Origin of the sequence: Escherichia sp. B1147 (assembly GCF_001660175.1) — a bacterium.
Taxonomy (GTDB): domain Bacteria; phylum Pseudomonadota; class Gammaproteobacteria; order Enterobacterales; family Enterobacteriaceae; genus Escherichia; species Escherichia whittamii.
Map to the genome: position 1 here is coordinate 124,171 of NZ_LFHY01000012.1, position 15,581 is coordinate 139,751.

Consider the following 15,581-nt stretch of genomic DNA (forward strand, 5'->3'; position numbering starts at 1 on the left):
TCATGACGGATAATCCGAATAAAAAAACATTCTGGGATAAAGTCCATCTTGATCCCACAATGCTACTGATCTTGCTGGCATTACTGGTCTACAGCGCCCTGGTCATCTGGAGCGCCAGCGGCCAGGACATCGGCATGATGGAACGTAAAATCGGCCAGATCGCGATGGGGCTGGTCATTATGGTAGTGATGGCCCAAATTCCGCCGCGCGTTTATGAAGGCTGGGCGCCCTATCTCTATATCATCTGTATTATTTTGCTGGTAGCGGTAGATGCCTTTGGCGCCATCTCCAAAGGTGCTCAACGTTGGCTGGATCTCGGTATCGTCCGTTTCCAGCCTTCGGAAATCGCCAAAATAGCCGTGCCGCTCATGGTGGCACGCTTTATCAACCGTGACGTTTGCCCGCCATCGTTAAAAAATACCGCCATCGCGCTGGTACTGATTTTTATGCCCACGTTGCTGGTAGCTGCGCAGCCTGACCTGGGGACGTCAATCCTCGTTGCGCTTTCCGGTCTGTTTGTATTGTTTCTCTCCGGACTTAGCTGGCGCTTGATTGGCGTTGCGGTGGTACTGGTGGCAGCATTTATCCCTATTTTGTGGTTCTTCCTGATGCATGATTACCAGCGCCAGCGCGTAATGATGCTACTCGACCCGGAATCAGACCCACTTGGCGCGGGCTATCACATTATTCAGTCTAAAATTGCTATTGGCTCCGGTGGATTGCGCGGCAAGGGCTGGCTGCACGGTACCCAGTCACAGCTTGAATTTCTACCCGAACGCCATACCGATTTTATCTTCGCGGTACTGGCGGAAGAGTTGGGATTAGTCGGTATTTTGATTCTGCTTGCTCTCTATATTCTGCTAATCATGCGCGGACTGTGGATTGCGGCCAGAGCGCAAACTACCTTTGGTCGCGTCATGGCTGGCGGCTTAATGCTGATATTATTCGTTTATGTCTTCGTAAATATTGGTATGGTAAGCGGTATTCTGCCGGTTGTAGGGGTTCCACTCCCGCTGGTCAGTTATGGAGGATCGGCGCTCATAGTGCTGATGGCTGGGTTTGGGATTGTGATGTCAATCCACACCCACAGGAAAATGTTGTCGAAAAGCGTGTAAGAGGTGCGAATGCGTAAGCAGTGGCTCGGGATCTGCATCGCGGCAGGAATGCTCGCGGCATGTACTAGCGATGATGGTCAGCAACAGACGGTAAGTGTGCCGCAGCCTGCGGTATGTAACGGCCCTATAGTTGAAATTAGCGGGGCGGAACCACGTTTCGAACCACTGAACGCGACGGCAAATCAGGATTATCAGCGCGACGGCAAAAGCTACAAAATCGTGCAAGACCCTTCACGCTTTAGCCAGGCGGGCCTTGCTGCCATCTATGATGCCGAACCTGGCAGCAATCTGACGGCATCTGGCGAAGCATTTGATCCAACGCAGCTGACGGCGGCGCATCCAACGCTACCCATCCCCAGCTACGCCAGAATCACCAATCTGGCTAACGGGCGGATGATCGTGGTGCGTATTAACGATCGTGGTCCCTACGGTAACGACCGTGTGATTTCACTTTCACGCGCGGCAGCTGACCGTCTTAACACGTCGAACAATACAAAAGTTCGTATCGATCCAATTATCGTCGCCCAGGATGGTTCATTTTCTGGCCCAGGCATGGCTTGTACTACCATTGCTAAACAGACTTACGCCCTGCCTGCGCCGCCCGATTTAAACGGCGGCAGCGGAACAAATTCAATGCCTGTCCCGCAGGGTGATATTCTCCCGGTCAGCAACTCGACGCTGAAAAGCGAAGATCCGACCGGCGCGCCGGTAACCAGCAGTGGTTTCCTCGGCGCGCCAACTACCCTGGCGCCCGGCGTACTGGAAGGCAGCGAACCAACGCCTGCACCACAGCCAGTTGTCACCGCACCTGCAACAACACCTGCAATGGTGACACCACAATCCGCCTCGCAAAGCGCCAGCGGTAACTTTATGGTGCAAGTCGGGGCCGTTAGCGATCAGGCTCGCGCGCAACAGTATCAACAGCAACTGGGACAAAAGCTCGGCGTACCCGGTCGCGTGACCCAAAACGGCGCGGTCTGGCGTATCCAGCTTGGCCCGTTTACCAGCAAAGCTGAAGCCAGTGCCTTACAGCAACGTTTACAAACCGAAGCCCAATTACAGTCATTTATTACCACCGCGCAATAACGTAAAGCAGGCATCTGAAGTGTCAATTTCTGTAAATGACGTTAACAAAGTCACGCGGAAAGTCAGATGCCTGGCGGTAGTGCATTTGCTATAGTAGGGCACTTATTTTAAATTCCATCACGGATGTCGTAGTTCAGACCATGAATACCATTTTTTCCGCTCGTATCATGAAGCGCCTGGCGCTCACCACGGCTCTTTGCACAGCCTTTATCTCTGCTGCACATGCCGATGACCTGAATATCAAAACTATGATCCCGGGTGTACCGCAGATCGATGCGGAGTCTTACATCCTGATCGACTATAACTCCGGCAAAGTGCTCGCCGAGCAAAATGCGGATGTCCGTCGCGATCCTGCAAGCCTGACCAAAATGATGACCAGCTACGTTATCGGTCAGGCAATGAAAGCAGGTAAATTCAAAGAATCTGATTTAGTGACCATCGGTAATGACGCCTGGGCCACCGGTAACCCGGTGTTCAGAGGTTCTTCGCTGATGTTCCTCAAACCTGGCATGCAGGTACCAGTTTCTCAGCTTATCCGTGGTATCAACCTGCAATCTGGTAACGATGCTTGTGTTGCCATGGCTGACTTCGCCGCCGGTAGCCAGGATGCTTTCGTTGGCCTGATGAACAGTTACGTTAACGCACTGGGCCTGAAAAATACCCACTTCCAGACTGTACACGGTCTGGACGCTGACGGTCAGTACAGCTCCGCGCGTGATATGGCGCTGATCGGTCAGGCTCTTATTCGTGATGTTCCTAACGAATACGCTATCTATAAAGAGAAAGAGTTTACCTTTAACGGTATTCGCCAGCTCAACCGTAACGGCCTGCTATGGGATAACAGCCTGAATGTCGACGGTATCAAAACTGGCCATACTGACAAGGCGGGCTACAACCTTGTCGCCTCTGCAACGGAAGGTCAGATGCGTCTGATCTCCGCAGTCATGGGCGGACGCACGTTCAAAGGCCGTGAAACCGAAAGTAAAAAACTGCTGACCTGGGGCTTCCGCTTCTTCGAAACAGTTAACCCACTGAAAGTTGGCAAAGAGTTCGCCTCTGAACCGGTATGGTTTGGTAATACTGACCGCGCTTCATTAGGGGTTGATAAAGACGTTTACCTGACCATTCCGCGTGGCCGCATGAAAGACCTGAAAGCCAGCTACGTGCTGAACAGCAGTGAACTGCATGCGCCGCTGCAAAAGAACCAGGTCGTTGGCACCATCAACTTCCAGCTTGATGGCAAAACTATCGAACAACGCCCGCTGGTGGTGTTACAGGAAATTCCGGAAGGTAACTTCTTCGGCAAAATCATTGATTACATTAAATTAATGTTCCATCACTGGTTTGGCTAAAAATTGAACACTTGAAAGTGTAATTTCCGCCCCCATATACTAAGCATCAGTAAAAACTCCCGCCCTCTGGCGGGAGTTGCTATTTAATTACGTTACGCCGGAGCTGACATGAAGACCAAACTTAACGAACTGCTTGAATTCCCTACCCCTTTTACCTACAAAGTAATGGGGCAGGCGTTACCTGAGCTGGTTGATCAGGTGGTTGAAGTGGTACAGCGCCATGCGCCAGGTGACTACACCCCAACGGTAAAACCAAGCAGCAAAGGCAACTACCACTCGGTATCTATCACTATCAACGCCACTCATATCGAGCAGGTTGAAACTCTGTACGAAGAACTGGGCAAAATCGATATCGTTCGTATGGTTCTGTAATTCGCTTCTCCGTTACCCGGCCTCTGGTCGGGTAACTCCCCTTCCCTCGCTGTGATATAATTTTCCCCACTTTTACTCATTCTCCACGGAGATGCCGTTTTGTATCAGGATAAAATTCTTGTCCGCCAGCTCGGCCTTCAGCCTTACGAGCCTATTTCTCAGGCTATGCATGAATTCACCGATACTCGTGATGAAAATACCCTTGATGAAATCTGGCTGGTTGAACACCCTCCTGTATTCACCCAGGGGCAAGCAGGTAAAGCGGAACATATTTTAATGCCGGGCGATATTCCGGTGATCCAGAGCGATCGCGGCGGCCAGGTAACTTATCACGGACCGGGGCAACAGGTGATGTATGTGTTGCTTAACCTCAAACGCAGGAAGCTGGGCGTGCGTGAACTGGTGACCTTACTCGAACAAACGGTAGTGAATACCCTGGCCGAGCTGGATATTGAAGCGCACCCTCGGGCTGATGCTCCAGGTGTCTACGTTGGGGAAAAGAAAATTTGTTCGCTGGGATTACGTATTCGCCGCGGTTGTTCATTCCACGGACTGGCATTAAACGTCAATATGGATCTTTCGCCATTTTTACGTATCAACCCTTGTGGTTATGCCGGGATGGAAATGGCAAAAATATCGCAATGGAAACCTGATGCGACCACCGATAATATTGCACCGCGCTTACTGGCAAATATTTTAGCACTACTCAAAAATCCTGCCGTAGAATATATCCCTGCTTAATTCCCCTCTTAAATGACCCAAATCATATTGGGTCATTGCAGTCAGCGTGTTCCAATACTCCGCGGTCAACTGATGCTATCGAAATGTGTTTTGAAAAAGTATCGTTACATAGAGTTCACAGCGTAGAACGATAAAATGGCACAAACCAACAACAATTTTACATTTTCGCGACCGCTTTGGCTGCTTTCTGGGCCGTTTCAATGATATACTGCCAGTCGTTAATTCAAAAATAGTTGATAATTACAACAATCTATTGAATTGAAACGCTTTCCTTCGTAATTCGCAACTGGAACACGCACGCTATGAGTAAACCCATTGTGATGGAACGCGGTGTTAAATACCGCGATGCCGATAAGATGGCCCTTATCCCGGTTAAAAACGTGGCAACAGAGCGCGAAGCCCTGCTGCGCAAGCCGGAATGGATGAAAATCAAGCTTCCCGCGGACTCTACACGTATCCAGGGCATCAAAGCCGCAATGCGCAAAAATGGCCTGCATTCTGTCTGTGAGGAAGCCTCCTGCCCTAACCTGGCAGAATGCTTCAACCACGGCACAGCAACGTTTATGATCCTCGGCGCCATTTGTACCCGCCGTTGTCCGTTCTGTGACGTTGCCCACGGTCGCCCGGTCGCCCCGGATGCCAACGAGCCGGTAAAACTGGCGCAGACCATCGCTGATATGGCGCTGCGTTATGTGGTTATCACCTCCGTTGACCGCGATGACCTGCGCGATGGCGGAGCCCAGCACTTTGCGGATTGCATTACTGCCATCCGGGAAAAAAGCCCGGAAATCAAAATTGAAACTCTGGTGCCGGATTTCCGTGGTCGTATGGATCGCGCGCTGGATATTCTGACCGCCACTCCGCCAGATGTGTTCAACCACAACCTGGAAAACGTACCGCGTATTTACCGTCAGGTACGCCCGGGCGCGGATTACAACTGGTCGCTAAAACTGTTGGAACGCTTTAAAGAGGCGCATCCGGAGATCCCGACCAAATCCGGTTTGATGGTGGGACTGGGTGAAACCAATGAAGAGATTATTGAAGTCATGCGCGATCTGCGTCGTCATGGTGTAACCATGTTGACGCTGGGGCAATATCTGCAGCCAAGTCGCCATCACTTGCCGGTGCAACGCTACGTTAGCCCGGATGAGTTTGATGAAATGAAGGCCGAAGCGCTGGCGATGGGCTTTACCCATGCAGCATGCGGTCCGTTTGTCCGCTCTTCGTATCACGCCGACTTGCAGGCGAAAGGGATGGAAGTTAAGTAATCGTGTAATAATTGCTTACATCTGTCTGATAAAAAACCCGCTATCTGAAGCGGGTTTTTTTATCGAACAAGATATTGAGGGAGCGTCCTGCTCGCCACGTCACTCTTTATGAGAGAGCTTTTCAGCCTGAATATCAACGTCTGCGCCTTTTTTAGCCGCAGCGTCGTCATCATTCATCGCTTTCTTGAACCCTTTAATGGCCGCTCCCAGGTCTCCGCCCAGCGTACGTAACTTCTTAGTCCCAAACAGCAGAACGACCAGCGCCGCAACTACCAGTAGTTTGGTAATACTAATCTCACCCATAGATACCTTCTTGACATAAAACCGGCAACAGAACGCGCCTTAAAAACCAGAGAATATTAACGGTCATTCGACGCGCGCACACAATAGCAATCTGTAACAAGGTGAATCAAGCGCCGAGTAAAAAAACATCATAATAATTGCGGCGGCGCAAACCGGCGGTTGTTTAAAACAGGTAACTGCGCGCGCACCTGACGCACACGTTCAGCCGTCACTTCCGCCATGATTAACGCGGGCATTTCCGCTGCCGCAGCAATGGTGATGCCAAAAGGATCGATAATTCGACTTTGCCCAATGTTTTTGTTGCCACACTCCCCCGCCGCCACCATATAACAGGTGGTATCCAGAGCACGAGCGGCGAGCAAAGTTGACCAGTGGTGCTCTTTGAGTGGCCCGCGAACCCAGGCCGCTGGCAGGATCAGGATTTCCGCGCCCTGTAACGCCAGGGCCATTGCCAACTCCGGAAAGCGTAAGTCATAGCAGGTCATCAGCCCCACTTTCATGCCTTCAACCTCCAGTAAAGGGGCTATTTCATCACCTGCATCCACATGGCGCGATTCCTGAATGGCAAACGCATCATAGAGATGCAATTTGGCATACTGGGCGACAATTTTCCCCGCCTGCAGCGCCACCAGCATATTCCACGCGCGCCCAGGGGTTGAGGGAACATGAATCGTCAGAATCGTCGTCATCATGTTACGTTTACTTTCCCGCAGTAAACGTCCGAGGAATTCCCCTTCCAGCAACTGTGCCGATTTCACTGACAAATTCGGGTCAAGATCGTCGCGCGCCAGAAGCGCTTCCGGCAGGACAAACAGCGATACGTCGTTTTCCGCCGCCTGTGCCATTAACGAGGCGCAAACCTCTGCGTTCTTTTCCCATATTGATGTAACAGCAAATTGTCCTGCGGCAACAAGCATTGCCCCTCCTGTCAGAGTTGTAAAATTCGCCAACGACGAATATTCGGCGTTAAACTTATCACTCATACAAATCAAATAGCAGGATTTAGCTGTGTTACAACTCCTTTTAGCAGTTTTTATTGGTGGTGGTACGGGAAGCGTGGCGAGATGGATGTTAAGTATGCGGTTTAACCCGCTGCATCAGGCGATCCCTTTGGGAACACTGGCCGCAAACCTGATCGGTGCATTCATCATAGGTATGGGATTTGCCTGGTTCAGTCGGATGACGAACATTGATCCTATGTGGAAAGTGTTAATCACCACCGGATTTTGTGGCGGATTGACAACCTTCTCAACATTTTCAGCAGAAGTGGTGTTTTTATTGCAGGAAGGGCGTTTTGGCTGGGCGTTACTGAACATCTTCGTAAACCTGTTAGGTTCCTTTGCCATGACTGCACTGGCTTTTTGGCTATTTTCAGCCTCAACCGCACACTAAAGACCAAAAAAAACCCGCTGAATAAGCGGGTTTTGAATTCTTGCTGACGTATCTTACAGAGCGATTACGTTTGCAGCAGAAGGGCCTTTGGCACCGTTAGTGATTTCGAACTCTACGCGCTGACCTTCAGCAAGAGTTTTAAAACCATTAGTCTGGATTGCAGAGAAGTGTACGAACACATCTTTGCTGCCGTCTTCCGGAGTAATGAAACCGAATCCTTTGGACTCATTAAACCACTTAACGTTACCTTTAATCTTAGACATCAAAATTACCTTTACATGAAAAATAGACACAAATGCTGTGTCGGTTACCAGTACACCAATTGTGGTACGTTTTGTCCAGTGCAACTTTACTAAAAAGTGATAAAAGTCGCGTTATTTTTGATGTTAATACCATTATATACTGATTTTTAAGGTTTTTATTAAAACGTGACTTGTCTAAAACTGGAACCGCATCCAGGCAAAGTAAACATTGCCATTGTTGTAGGTGCCAGGGATGTAGGTCATCTGGAAAGTCGCTGGGCCATAGCCCACAGAAGCCAATGGCAGTAACAGCGGAACAGGTATGTAGTTCCAGTTATCACGCGCTGTCACACCAGCGGTGAATCCCAGACCGACATGAAAGTTTTCATCTGCCAGCGGTCGCCAGGTACTTTCCCAACCGTATCCGGCAATGGGCTCCCATTTATTCCATGAATCCTTAAACGCCATCGCGTACAAACCGTGCCAGTTGCCTTTCTCATCCCAACGTGACTGACCAAAACCACCACCCCACGGTCTTTCGTTATAGCGATCGGTTTTTTCTTTGTCATATGCGAAACGCGCATGCCAGGTGATGGCGGGAATATACAGATCATAATGCTCTGGCCGCTGCCAGGTTTCTGCAACATTCTCTCTAAATGTCGCAATCCATTGCTCTGCACTAGCTGAAACTTCTTCAACGCCAATTAACTGAATAAAAACAAAGGAAAATACGGAAACACATTTACTAGCGCCCATTAGCGACCACAGAAGACTTATCAAAATATATTGCCAGCATAGCCAAAGAAAAATAAATACAACCTTAACAAGGCAAACATAAAGAATAATCCGAGTGCTTGAAAATTTATTTCATGAAATTCACTAATAAAACCATCGGATGTTTCCGGAGACTTAAGTAGCATTCTTCGGCTAAAGAAAAGCTCATTTAAATAAAACACATACCCATGCAAACACTTAGCATCCATTTAATTTTCAATCAGATACAATGAAACCATCAATAAAATCATTGTTTGCATTGCCACATAATGCGCATACAAGAATATTTTGGGGACGGACAACACATCATAAAGAAATTAACAAAATTGCATCAATTATTCATCACTTCACAAACATCATCATGTTGTAATTACTCCCCCTAAAATAAATTTTGTTATCCAGGTATAAAAACAACAACATCAATGTCTTAATGACAGCTTTCTTGATTTCAATCAGCGTCTGATGTCAATTTATTCGGCATATTTTTTTCTTATTTTAGGACTTTTTTATTATTTTTGTAGATTCCGGAGACAGGAAAGAATATGCAGACATTTATTGAACTCCTTATTGGGGTTGTCGTTATTGTGGGTGTAGCTCGCTACATCATTAAAGGGTATTCCGCCACCGGGGTGCTATTTGTTGGCGGCCTGCTACTGCTGATCATCAGCGCTATAATAGGACACAAGGTTTTACCCTCCAGCCAGACGTCCACTGGCTACAGCGCCACAGATATCGTTGAATACATTAAAATATTACTGATGAGCCGTGGCGGCGATCTCGGTATGATGATTATGATGCTGTGTGGCTTTGCCGCTTACATGACCCACATTGGCGCGAACGATATGGTTGTCAAGCTGGCATCAAAACCGCTGCAGTACATTAACTCCCCTTACCTGCTGATGATTGCCGCCTACTTTGTCGCCTGTCTGATGTCGCTGGCAGTCTCTTCCGCAACCGGTCTTGGCGTTTTACTGATGGCAACGTTGTTCCCGGTGATGGTGAACGTTGGTATCAGTCGCGGCGCGGCAGCTGCCATTTGTGCCTCACCTGCAGCAATTATTCTCGCACCAACATCTGGTGATGTGGTGCTGGCGGCACAGGCTTCTGAAATGCCGCTGATTGACTTCGCCTTCAAAACAACACTACCTATCTCGATTGCCGCGATTATCGGCATGGCGATTGCCCACTTTTTCTGGCAGCGTTATCTGGATAAAAAAGAGCACATCTCTCATGAAATGTTAGATGTCAGCGAAATCACGACCACTGCGCCCGCGTTTTACGCCATTCTGCCGTTTACACCGATCATTGGCGTGCTATTTTTTGACGGAAAATGGGGTCCGCAATTGCACATCATCACCATTCTGGTGATATGTATGCTGATTGCCTCTGTTCTGGAATTTATTCGCGGCTTTAATACGCAAAAAGTCTTTTCGGGCCTCGAGGTGGCTTATCGCGGCATGGCTGATGCCTTCGCTAACGTAGTAATGTTATTAGTTGCCGCTGGGGTTTTCGCTCAGGGTCTTAGCACTATCGGCTTTATCCAGAGCCTGATCTCAATCGCCACCTCGTTCGGTTCGGCGAGCATTATCCTGATGCTGGTGCTGGTTATCCTGACAATGCTGGCAGCGGTCACCACTGGTTCCGGCAATGCGCCTTTCTATGCCTTTGTTGAGATGATCCCGAAACTGGCGCACTCTTCCGGCATTAACCCAGCGTACCTGACTATTCCGATGCTGCAGGCGTCAAACCTGGGGCGCACGCTTTCGCCAGTCTCTGGCGTGGTGGTTGCCGTTGCCGGGATGGCTAAAATATCACCTTTTGAAGTGGTTAAACGCACCTCGGTGCCGGTGCTTGTTGGGCTGGTGATTGTCATTGTGGCTACAGAGTTGATGGTACCTGGTACTTCCGCCGCGGTTACTGGTAAGTAATTTCCCAGGCCGGAGGAGCACGTCCTCCGGCACTCTCTTCATCCACTGTGGTAAATGCGCTGCGGCCTGCCGACTTTGCCGTGAACAATCTCGGCGATAATCAGATGACGGCTGGCGCAATATTCAAGATAACGTCTCGCGGTGGTGCGACTTATGGTCAAAGCCTGCGCCACTGTCTCAGCCGTATGTTGCACACCAGGCTCTTTGAACAGTTTTCTCACTGCGTTTAGCGTCAACGCGTCAATGCCTGTTGGCAGTTCATCCTTTGGTTCACCGCGAGCGTAAGCGTTGAACATCTCATCAATTTGCTTCTGACTGGCGCTATCAATACTTTCCAGCATGTGTTTACGCTGGCGATAACGAGTTAATGTCTGCCCCAGACGCTCATAAGCGATTGGCTTGATTAAATAATCAAACACACCGCAGCGCACAGCCTCAGACACCGTTTCCATATCGCTGGCGGCAGTGGTAAACACCACGTCACCGGGGTAATGTGTCTGCACCAACTCATGCAACAAATTAATGCCTCTACCATCAGGGAGATAGTTATCCAGCAAGATAAGCCCCGGCTTAAAACGCTCGATCATCATTCGGGCCTGCGCCAGGTTTCCCGCCAGTAATATCTGACTGAAGCCGGGAATGTGACGAATATATTCCGCATGCATTTCTGCCAACGGTGTTTCGTCCTCAACGATCAATAGGGTTAATGGAGCTGTCATCAGGTTTCACTTTCGGAATATAGATTGAAAATAAAGTACCGCAGGGATCATTCTCTTCGAGAGTGATAACTCCACCGCAGCGCGTTACATAGCTGGCAATAAGATACAACCCAATGCCATGCTCACCGGGTTCGTCAGCACGCGTACTGACACCCTGCTCAAATATTTTGTCTCGTAGAGACTCTGGAACGCCGCAGCCCTGATCGGCGACTTCAATCACCACATCATCGCCTTCATCGCTGAGGAATAATTCAACGATCTTGTTTCCTTCATCGCTACGCAGGCTGGCTTCGAAGGCGTTATCAAGTAAGTTACCAACAATGGCTGCAAACTCAGTGCTGTCCAGTCCTGGCGGCAATTGTGAAAGCTGGCTACCGGGGACGATGGTCATTTTTAGCCCCAGTTCGCGGGCGCGCTGCACTTTGCCAAAAAGCAGTCCCGCCACCTGGCGATCGGCAAACGCCTCGCGCAGGTTGTCAATAAGCTGTTGCTGGGCCAGGGACTCCCCCTGCACCATCGCCAACACGCGATCATACTCTTTCATCTGCAACAGACCATTGAGCGTCGACATCCAATTGAGATGTTCGTGACGCAATGTGCGCAGGCTCTCGACGTATTGTTTAATTTGCGTCAATTGTGCATTAAGGGTAGATATTTCATCTTTACTACGAAAACTAATAATTGCACCCAGCAAATCATCACCAGAACGAATAGCCTCGCGGTTAGCAATAACGCTCAGACCATTAAAATTCGCCACTACATCCTGACGTTTTTCATCAATTTGTTCGGTAAAGAAATCTGCCGGTCTGACAACCTCTGCAATAGGTCTGCCCAGCCACTGCCGTCCGGGGGAACTCAGCCCCAACATTTTTCTTGCATTGCGGTTGATGGCAGTAATATGCCCATACGGGTCCACCGCAATCAGTCCTTCATAAACTGAACTAAAAAGCGCCTCTTGCTGGCGGACCACGCGTGCAATCTGCTTTGGTTCCATCCCCATCATCTGGCGGCGGATATGTGCAGCTAAGAACCACGACAACAGCATCAGAATGCCTAACAGCACGACGAACACACCCACCATCGGTAATAAAAACTCAGCCCGCCAGCTATCGATTTTACTCACCAGATATCCCACAGACACCACGCCGATGACTTTGCCATCGTCGTCAAAGATCGGCGTTTTGGCGCGCATTGCCATACCTATCGACCCTTTGCCGGTGATGAAGTAACTCTCCCCTCTTTCCAGCGCCCCCGGTTTGGTAAACTGCATGGGGTAGCCAATCTTTTCCGGATTAGGATGGTAAAGGCGGATCGAATCCCGGTCACCAATCACCACATAATCGAAGTCGGTATCTCTTTGCAATTTGTTGGCGATAGTAGCCAGCCGTTTGTAGTCACGCGTTTTCACTGCGGTGATGATACTGTCATTGGAGGCAATAATTTTCGCCTGATTCATTGCCATGTCACGAACATGAAGCGTTAAATAGTCCTCAAAGCTGGCAGTAAAATATTGCGCCAACGCAGCGATGACAAATATCGAGAACACCAAAATCAGCAAAAAAATACGCAGCGGGAACGCCAGTCGTTGGAAAAAAGCAAACTGTTTATTCTCATTAAGCTGCAACATTGTTTTCCTTGCGGGGTAAGCCCTGTTTTTTGGTGGATGTAATTAAAATGTTGAATCTCGATTTATAAATATCAAATATGATCGTGGCAAATTTCATTCATTAAATCAATTAAATCACTTAAACCTACGGGTCAATTCGCAATTACATTAATTAAAAAACTTAAAACCATTAAATAAATAAAAAACCAGTAACTCTATGTGAAATAAATCAAAATTTCACGATGCAATACTCCTTAGGATGTATGGCGAAAGGAGAAAAAGAAATACCTCACTCACAGCCCTTTCTCTAAACTGAAAATAAAAGGTTATCAATTTGCTACACCGAACAACATTTGTTGCAAACCGATAACAACATACACCTTCAGGATACTATTTATTATGTTCGGCAATGATATTTTCACCCGGGTAAAACGTTCAGAAAATAAAAAAATGGCAGAAATTGCCCAATTTCTGCATGAAAATGATTTGAGCGTTGACACAACAGTCGAAGTATTTATTACCGTAACCCGCAATGAAAAGCTTATCGCTTGCGGTGGAATAGCCGGAAATATTATTAAGTGCGTCGCTATCAGCGAATCTGTTCGCGGTGAAGGGCTGGCGCTGACATTAGCCACCGAACTGATAAACCTCGCCTATGAACGGCACAGCACGCATCTGTTTATTTATACCAAAACCGAATACGAGGCGCTGTTCCGCCAGTGCGGTTTCTATACGTTAACCAGCGTACCTGGCGTGATGGTGTTGATGGAAAACAGCGCCACACGGCTGAAACGCTATGCCGAATCGCTGAAGAAATTCCGCCATGAAGGGAAGAAGATTGGCTGTATTGTCATGAACGCCAATCCCTTTACTAACGGCCACCGTTATCTGATTCAACAAGCTGCGGCACAGTGCGACTGGTTGCATCTATTTTTAGTCAAAGAAGATTCTTCACGCTTTCCCTATGACGACCGGTTGGATCTGGTGTTGAAAGGCACCGCCGATATTCCGCGCCTGACCGTGCATCGCGGCTCTGAGTACATCATCTCCCGCGCCACGTTCCCCTGTTACTTCATTAAAGAACAGAGCGTCATCAACCATTGTTACACCGAAATTGACCTGAAAATTTTCCGTCAGTACCTCGCGCCCGCACTGGGCGTTACTCATCGCTTTGTTGGTACTGAACCCATTTGTCGCGTGACCGCCCAGTACAACCAGGATATGCGCTACTGGCTGGAAACACCGACCATCTCCGCACCGCCCATCGAACTGGTTGAAATTGAGCGACTGCGTTACCAGGAACTGCCGATATCCGCTTCCCGGGTACGTCAACTGCTGGTGAAAAACGATCTCACGGCTATCGCGCCACTGGTCCCGGCAACCACTCTGCATTACTTGCAGAATCTGCTTGAACACGCCCGCCAGGACGCGGCAGTTCGTCAAAAGACCCCCGCATAAGAAACAGGTGAAAAATGAAAATAAACCAGCCCGCCGTTGCAGGCACCCTTGAGTCTGGGGATGTGATGATACGCATCGCCCCTCTCGATACGCAGGATATCGACCTGCAGATCAACAGCAGCGTTGAGAAACAGTTTGGCGATGCGATTCGCACCACCATTCTGGACGTTCTCGCCCGCTATAACGTGCGCGGCGTACAGCTGAATGTCGATGACAAAGGCGCACTGGACTGCATTTTACGTGCACGACTGGAAGCCCTGCTGGCGCGCGCCAGCGGTATCCCGGCTCTGCCATGGGAGGATTGCCAATGATTTCCGCTTCGCTGCAACAACGTAAAACCCGCACCCGCCGCAGCATGCTGTTCGTGCCTGGTGCTAATGCCGCGATGGTCAGCAACTCCTTCATCTACCCGGCTGATGCTCTGATGTTCGACCTCGAAGACTCCGTGGCACTGCGTGAAAAAGACACCGCACGTCGCATGGTCTACCACGCGCTGCAACATCCGCTGTATCGCGATATTGAAACCATCGTACGTGTTAACGCACTGGATTCTGAATGGGGCGTTAACGACCTGGAAGCCGTCGTTCGCGGCGGCGCAGACGTTGTGCGTCTGCCGAAAACCGATACCGCTCAGGACGTTCTGGATATCGAAAAAGAGATCCTGCGTATTGAAAAAGCCTGCGGTCGTGAACCTGGCAGCACGGGGCTACTGGCGGCGATTGAATCTCCGCTGGGCATTACCCGCGCGGTGGAAATCGCTCACGCTTCCGAGCGTTTGATCGGGATCGCCCTTGGCGCAGAAGACTACGTGCGCAACCTGCGTACAGAACGCTCTCCGGAAGGTACGGAACTGCTGTTCGCTCGCTGCTCTATTTTGCAGGCCGCGCGCTCTGCGGGTATTCAGGCGTTCGATACCGTCTATTCCGACGCCAACAACGAAGCCGGATTCCTGCAAGAAGCCGCCCACATCAAACAACTGGGCTTTGACGGCAAATCGCTGATCAACCCGCGTCAGATTGATCTGCTGCACAACCTCTACGCACCAACCCAGAAAGAAGTGGATCACGCACGCCGCGTTGTAGAAGCCGCTGAAGCCGCCGCTCGCGAAGGCCTCGGCGTCGTTTCCCTGAACGGCAAGATGGTTGACGGTCCGGTTATCGATCGCGCCCGTCTGGTGCTCTCCCGTGCAGAACTTTCCGGCATCCGCGAAGAATAAGGCAATCAA

The 15,581-nt window shown here is 49.6% G+C and carries 17 protein-coding genes; 11 read left to right on the plus strand and 6 right to left on the minus strand.

What is annotated here, in order from left to right:
* Positions 1–2 precede the first annotated feature (2 nt).
* From mrdB to lipA, 6 genes are all read left to right on the plus strand, one after another.
* On the plus strand, positions 3–1,115 hold the full coding sequence (mrdB, locus tag A9180_RS11845; protein ID WP_000131717.1) for a peptidoglycan glycosyltransferase MrdB: 1,113 nt from the start codon (positions 3–5) through the stop codon (positions 1,113–1,115).
* A gap of 9 nt (positions 1,116–1,124) precedes the next feature.
* Positions 1,125–2,201 (plus strand): endolytic peptidoglycan transglycosylase RlpA, encoded by a 1,077-nt coding sequence (gene rlpA / locus A9180_RS11850; protein WP_064528970.1) that lies wholly within the window; start codon positions 1,125–1,127, stop codon positions 2,199–2,201.
* A 140-nt stretch (positions 2,202–2,341) separates the two neighbouring features.
* On the plus strand, positions 2,342–3,553 hold the full coding sequence (gene dacA / locus A9180_RS11855; RefSeq protein WP_064528971.1) for a D-alanyl-D-alanine carboxypeptidase DacA: 1,212 nt from the start codon (positions 2,342–2,344) through the stop codon (positions 3,551–3,553).
* A gap of 108 nt (positions 3,554–3,661) precedes the next feature.
* Positions 3,662–3,925 (plus strand): DUF493 family protein YbeD, encoded by a 264-nt coding sequence (ybeD, locus tag A9180_RS11860; RefSeq protein ID WP_000850550.1) that lies wholly within the window; start codon positions 3,662–3,664, stop codon positions 3,923–3,925.
* Positions 3,926–4,024: 99 nt separating this feature from the next.
* Positions 4,025–4,666 (plus strand): lipoyl(octanoyl) transferase LipB, encoded by a 642-nt coding sequence (lipB, locus tag A9180_RS11865; RefSeq protein ID WP_064528972.1) that lies wholly within the window; start codon positions 4,025–4,027, stop codon positions 4,664–4,666.
* A 302-nt stretch (positions 4,667–4,968) separates the two neighbouring features.
* The gene (gene lipA, locus A9180_RS11870) at positions 4,969–5,934 is read left to right on the plus strand and encodes a lipoyl synthase (protein ID WP_000042625.1); all 966 of its coding nucleotides are present in this window, start codon (positions 4,969–4,971) and stop codon (positions 5,932–5,934) included.
* Positions 5,935–6,033: 99 nt separating this feature from the next.
* On the opposite strand, the gene tatE is transcribed toward lipA, so the two are convergent.
* A complete protein-coding gene (gene tatE, locus A9180_RS11875) occupies positions 6,034–6,237 on the minus strand; it encodes a twin-arginine translocase subunit TatE (RefSeq protein WP_064528973.1) in 204 nt (67 codons plus the stop codon).
* A 128-nt stretch (positions 6,238–6,365) separates the two neighbouring features.
* Entirely contained in the window at positions 6,366–7,154 is a 789-nt protein-coding gene (locus A9180_RS11880; RefSeq protein WP_064528974.1) for a deaminated glutathione amidase, read from the minus strand.
* Between the two features lie 91 nt (positions 7,155–7,245).
* On the opposite strand from A9180_RS11880, the gene crcB reads away from it, so the two are divergent.
* Complete coding sequence (gene crcB, locus A9180_RS11885; protein WP_064528975.1) at positions 7,246–7,629, plus strand: fluoride efflux transporter CrcB; 384 nt, start codon at positions 7,246–7,248, stop codon at positions 7,627–7,629.
* 53 nt (positions 7,630–7,682) lie between these two features.
* On the opposite strand, the gene cspE is transcribed toward crcB, so the two are convergent.
* Both cspE and pagP read right to left on the minus strand, forming a co-directional pair.
* On the minus strand, positions 7,683–7,892 hold the full coding sequence (gene cspE, locus A9180_RS11890; protein ID WP_000034825.1) for a transcription antiterminator/RNA stability regulator CspE: 210 nt from the start codon (positions 7,890–7,892) through the stop codon (positions 7,683–7,685).
* 174 nt (positions 7,893–8,066) lie between these two features.
* Positions 8,067–8,627 (minus strand): lipid IV(A) palmitoyltransferase PagP, encoded by a 561-nt coding sequence (gene pagP, locus A9180_RS11895; RefSeq protein WP_064528976.1) that lies wholly within the window; start codon positions 8,625–8,627, stop codon positions 8,067–8,069.
* A gap of 560 nt (positions 8,628–9,187) precedes the next feature.
* Here pagP and dcuC point away from each other — a divergent pair.
* Positions 9,188–10,573 (plus strand): anaerobic C4-dicarboxylate transporter DcuC, encoded by a 1,386-nt coding sequence (gene dcuC, locus A9180_RS11900; protein WP_064528977.1) that lies wholly within the window; start codon positions 9,188–9,190, stop codon positions 10,571–10,573.
* A gap of 38 nt (positions 10,574–10,611) precedes the next feature.
* On the opposite strand, the gene dpiA is transcribed toward dcuC, so the two are convergent.
* Together dpiA and dpiB are read right to left on the minus strand one after the other, a co-directional pair.
* A complete protein-coding gene (gene dpiA / locus A9180_RS11905; RefSeq protein ID WP_064528978.1) occupies positions 10,612–11,292 on the minus strand; it encodes a two-component response regulator DpiA in 681 nt (226 codons plus the stop codon).
* Complete coding sequence (dpiB, locus tag A9180_RS11910) at positions 11,261–12,919, minus strand: sensor histidine kinase DpiB (RefSeq protein WP_064528979.1); 1,659 nt, start codon at positions 12,917–12,919, stop codon at positions 11,261–11,263. Before dpiB ends, dpiA begins: the two co-directional genes overlap by 32 nt.
* Positions 12,920–13,297: 378 nt before the next feature.
* Here dpiB and citC point away from each other — a divergent pair, with 378 nt between their 5' ends.
* From citC to citE, 3 genes are read left to right on the plus strand one after another with little or no spacing between them, the layout of a single operon-like run.
* Positions 13,298–14,356, plus strand: coding sequence for a [citrate (pro-3S)-lyase] ligase (gene citC, locus A9180_RS11915; RefSeq protein WP_064528980.1), 1,059 nt, complete (start codon positions 13,298–13,300; stop codon positions 14,354–14,356).
* A 14-nt stretch (positions 14,357–14,370) separates the two neighbouring features.
* Positions 14,371–14,667 carry a citrate lyase acyl carrier protein gene (gene citD, locus A9180_RS11920; protein WP_000700703.1) on the plus strand — a complete coding sequence of 99 codons (297 nt, stop codon included), beginning with the start codon at positions 14,371–14,373 and terminating at the stop codon, positions 14,665–14,667.
* Complete coding sequence (gene citE / locus A9180_RS11925) at positions 14,664–15,572, plus strand: citrate (pro-3S)-lyase subunit beta (protein WP_000622357.1); 909 nt, start codon at positions 14,664–14,666, stop codon at positions 15,570–15,572. The genes citD and citE overlap by 4 nt, the downstream gene beginning before the upstream one ends.
* Positions 15,573–15,581 lie beyond the last annotated feature (9 nt).

Bases quoted from the DNA above. Each gene is read 5' to 3' on its own strand.
- tatE (WP_064528973.1), bottom strand. From the start codon at position 6,237: ATGGGTGAGATTAGTATTACCAAACTACTGGTAGTTGCGGCGCTGGTC.
- cspE (WP_000034825.1), bottom strand. From the start codon at position 7,892: ATGTCTAAGATTAAAGGTAACGTTAAGTGGTTTAATGAGTCCAAAGGA.
- dacA (WP_064528971.1), top strand. From the start codon at position 2,342: ATGAATACCATTTTTTCCGCTCGTATCATGAAGCGCCTGGCGCTCACC.
- dpiB (WP_064528979.1), bottom strand. From the start codon at position 12,919: ATGTTGCAGCTTAATGAGAATAAACAGTTTGCTTTTTTCCAACGACTG.
- rlpA (WP_064528970.1), top strand. From the start codon at position 1,125: ATGCGTAAGCAGTGGCTCGGGATCTGCATCGCGGCAGGAATGCTCGCG.
- pagP (WP_064528976.1), bottom strand. From the start codon at position 8,627: ATGGGCGCTAGTAAATGTGTTTCCGTATTTTCCTTTGTTTTTATTCAG.
- mrdB (WP_000131717.1), top strand. From the start codon at position 3: ATGACGGATAATCCGAATAAAAAAACATTCTGGGATAAAGTCCATCTT.
- ybeD (WP_000850550.1), top strand. From the start codon at position 3,662: ATGAAGACCAAACTTAACGAACTGCTTGAATTCCCTACCCCTTTTACC.
- dcuC (WP_064528977.1), top strand. From the start codon at position 9,188: ATGCAGACATTTATTGAACTCCTTATTGGGGTTGTCGTTATTGTGGGT.
- citD (WP_000700703.1), top strand. From the start codon at position 14,371: ATGAAAATAAACCAGCCCGCCGTTGCAGGCACCCTTGAGTCTGGGGAT.
- citC (WP_064528980.1), top strand. From the start codon at position 13,298: ATGTTCGGCAATGATATTTTCACCCGGGTAAAACGTTCAGAAAATAAA.
- A9180_RS11880 (WP_064528974.1), bottom strand. From the start codon at position 7,154: ATGCTTGTTGCCGCAGGACAATTTGCTGTTACATCAATATGGGAAAAG.
- citE (WP_000622357.1), top strand. From the start codon at position 14,664: ATGATTTCCGCTTCGCTGCAACAACGTAAAACCCGCACCCGCCGCAGC.
- lipA (WP_000042625.1), top strand. From the start codon at position 4,969: ATGAGTAAACCCATTGTGATGGAACGCGGTGTTAAATACCGCGATGCC.
- dpiA (WP_064528978.1), bottom strand. From the start codon at position 11,292: ATGACAGCTCCATTAACCCTATTGATCGTTGAGGACGAAACACCGTTG.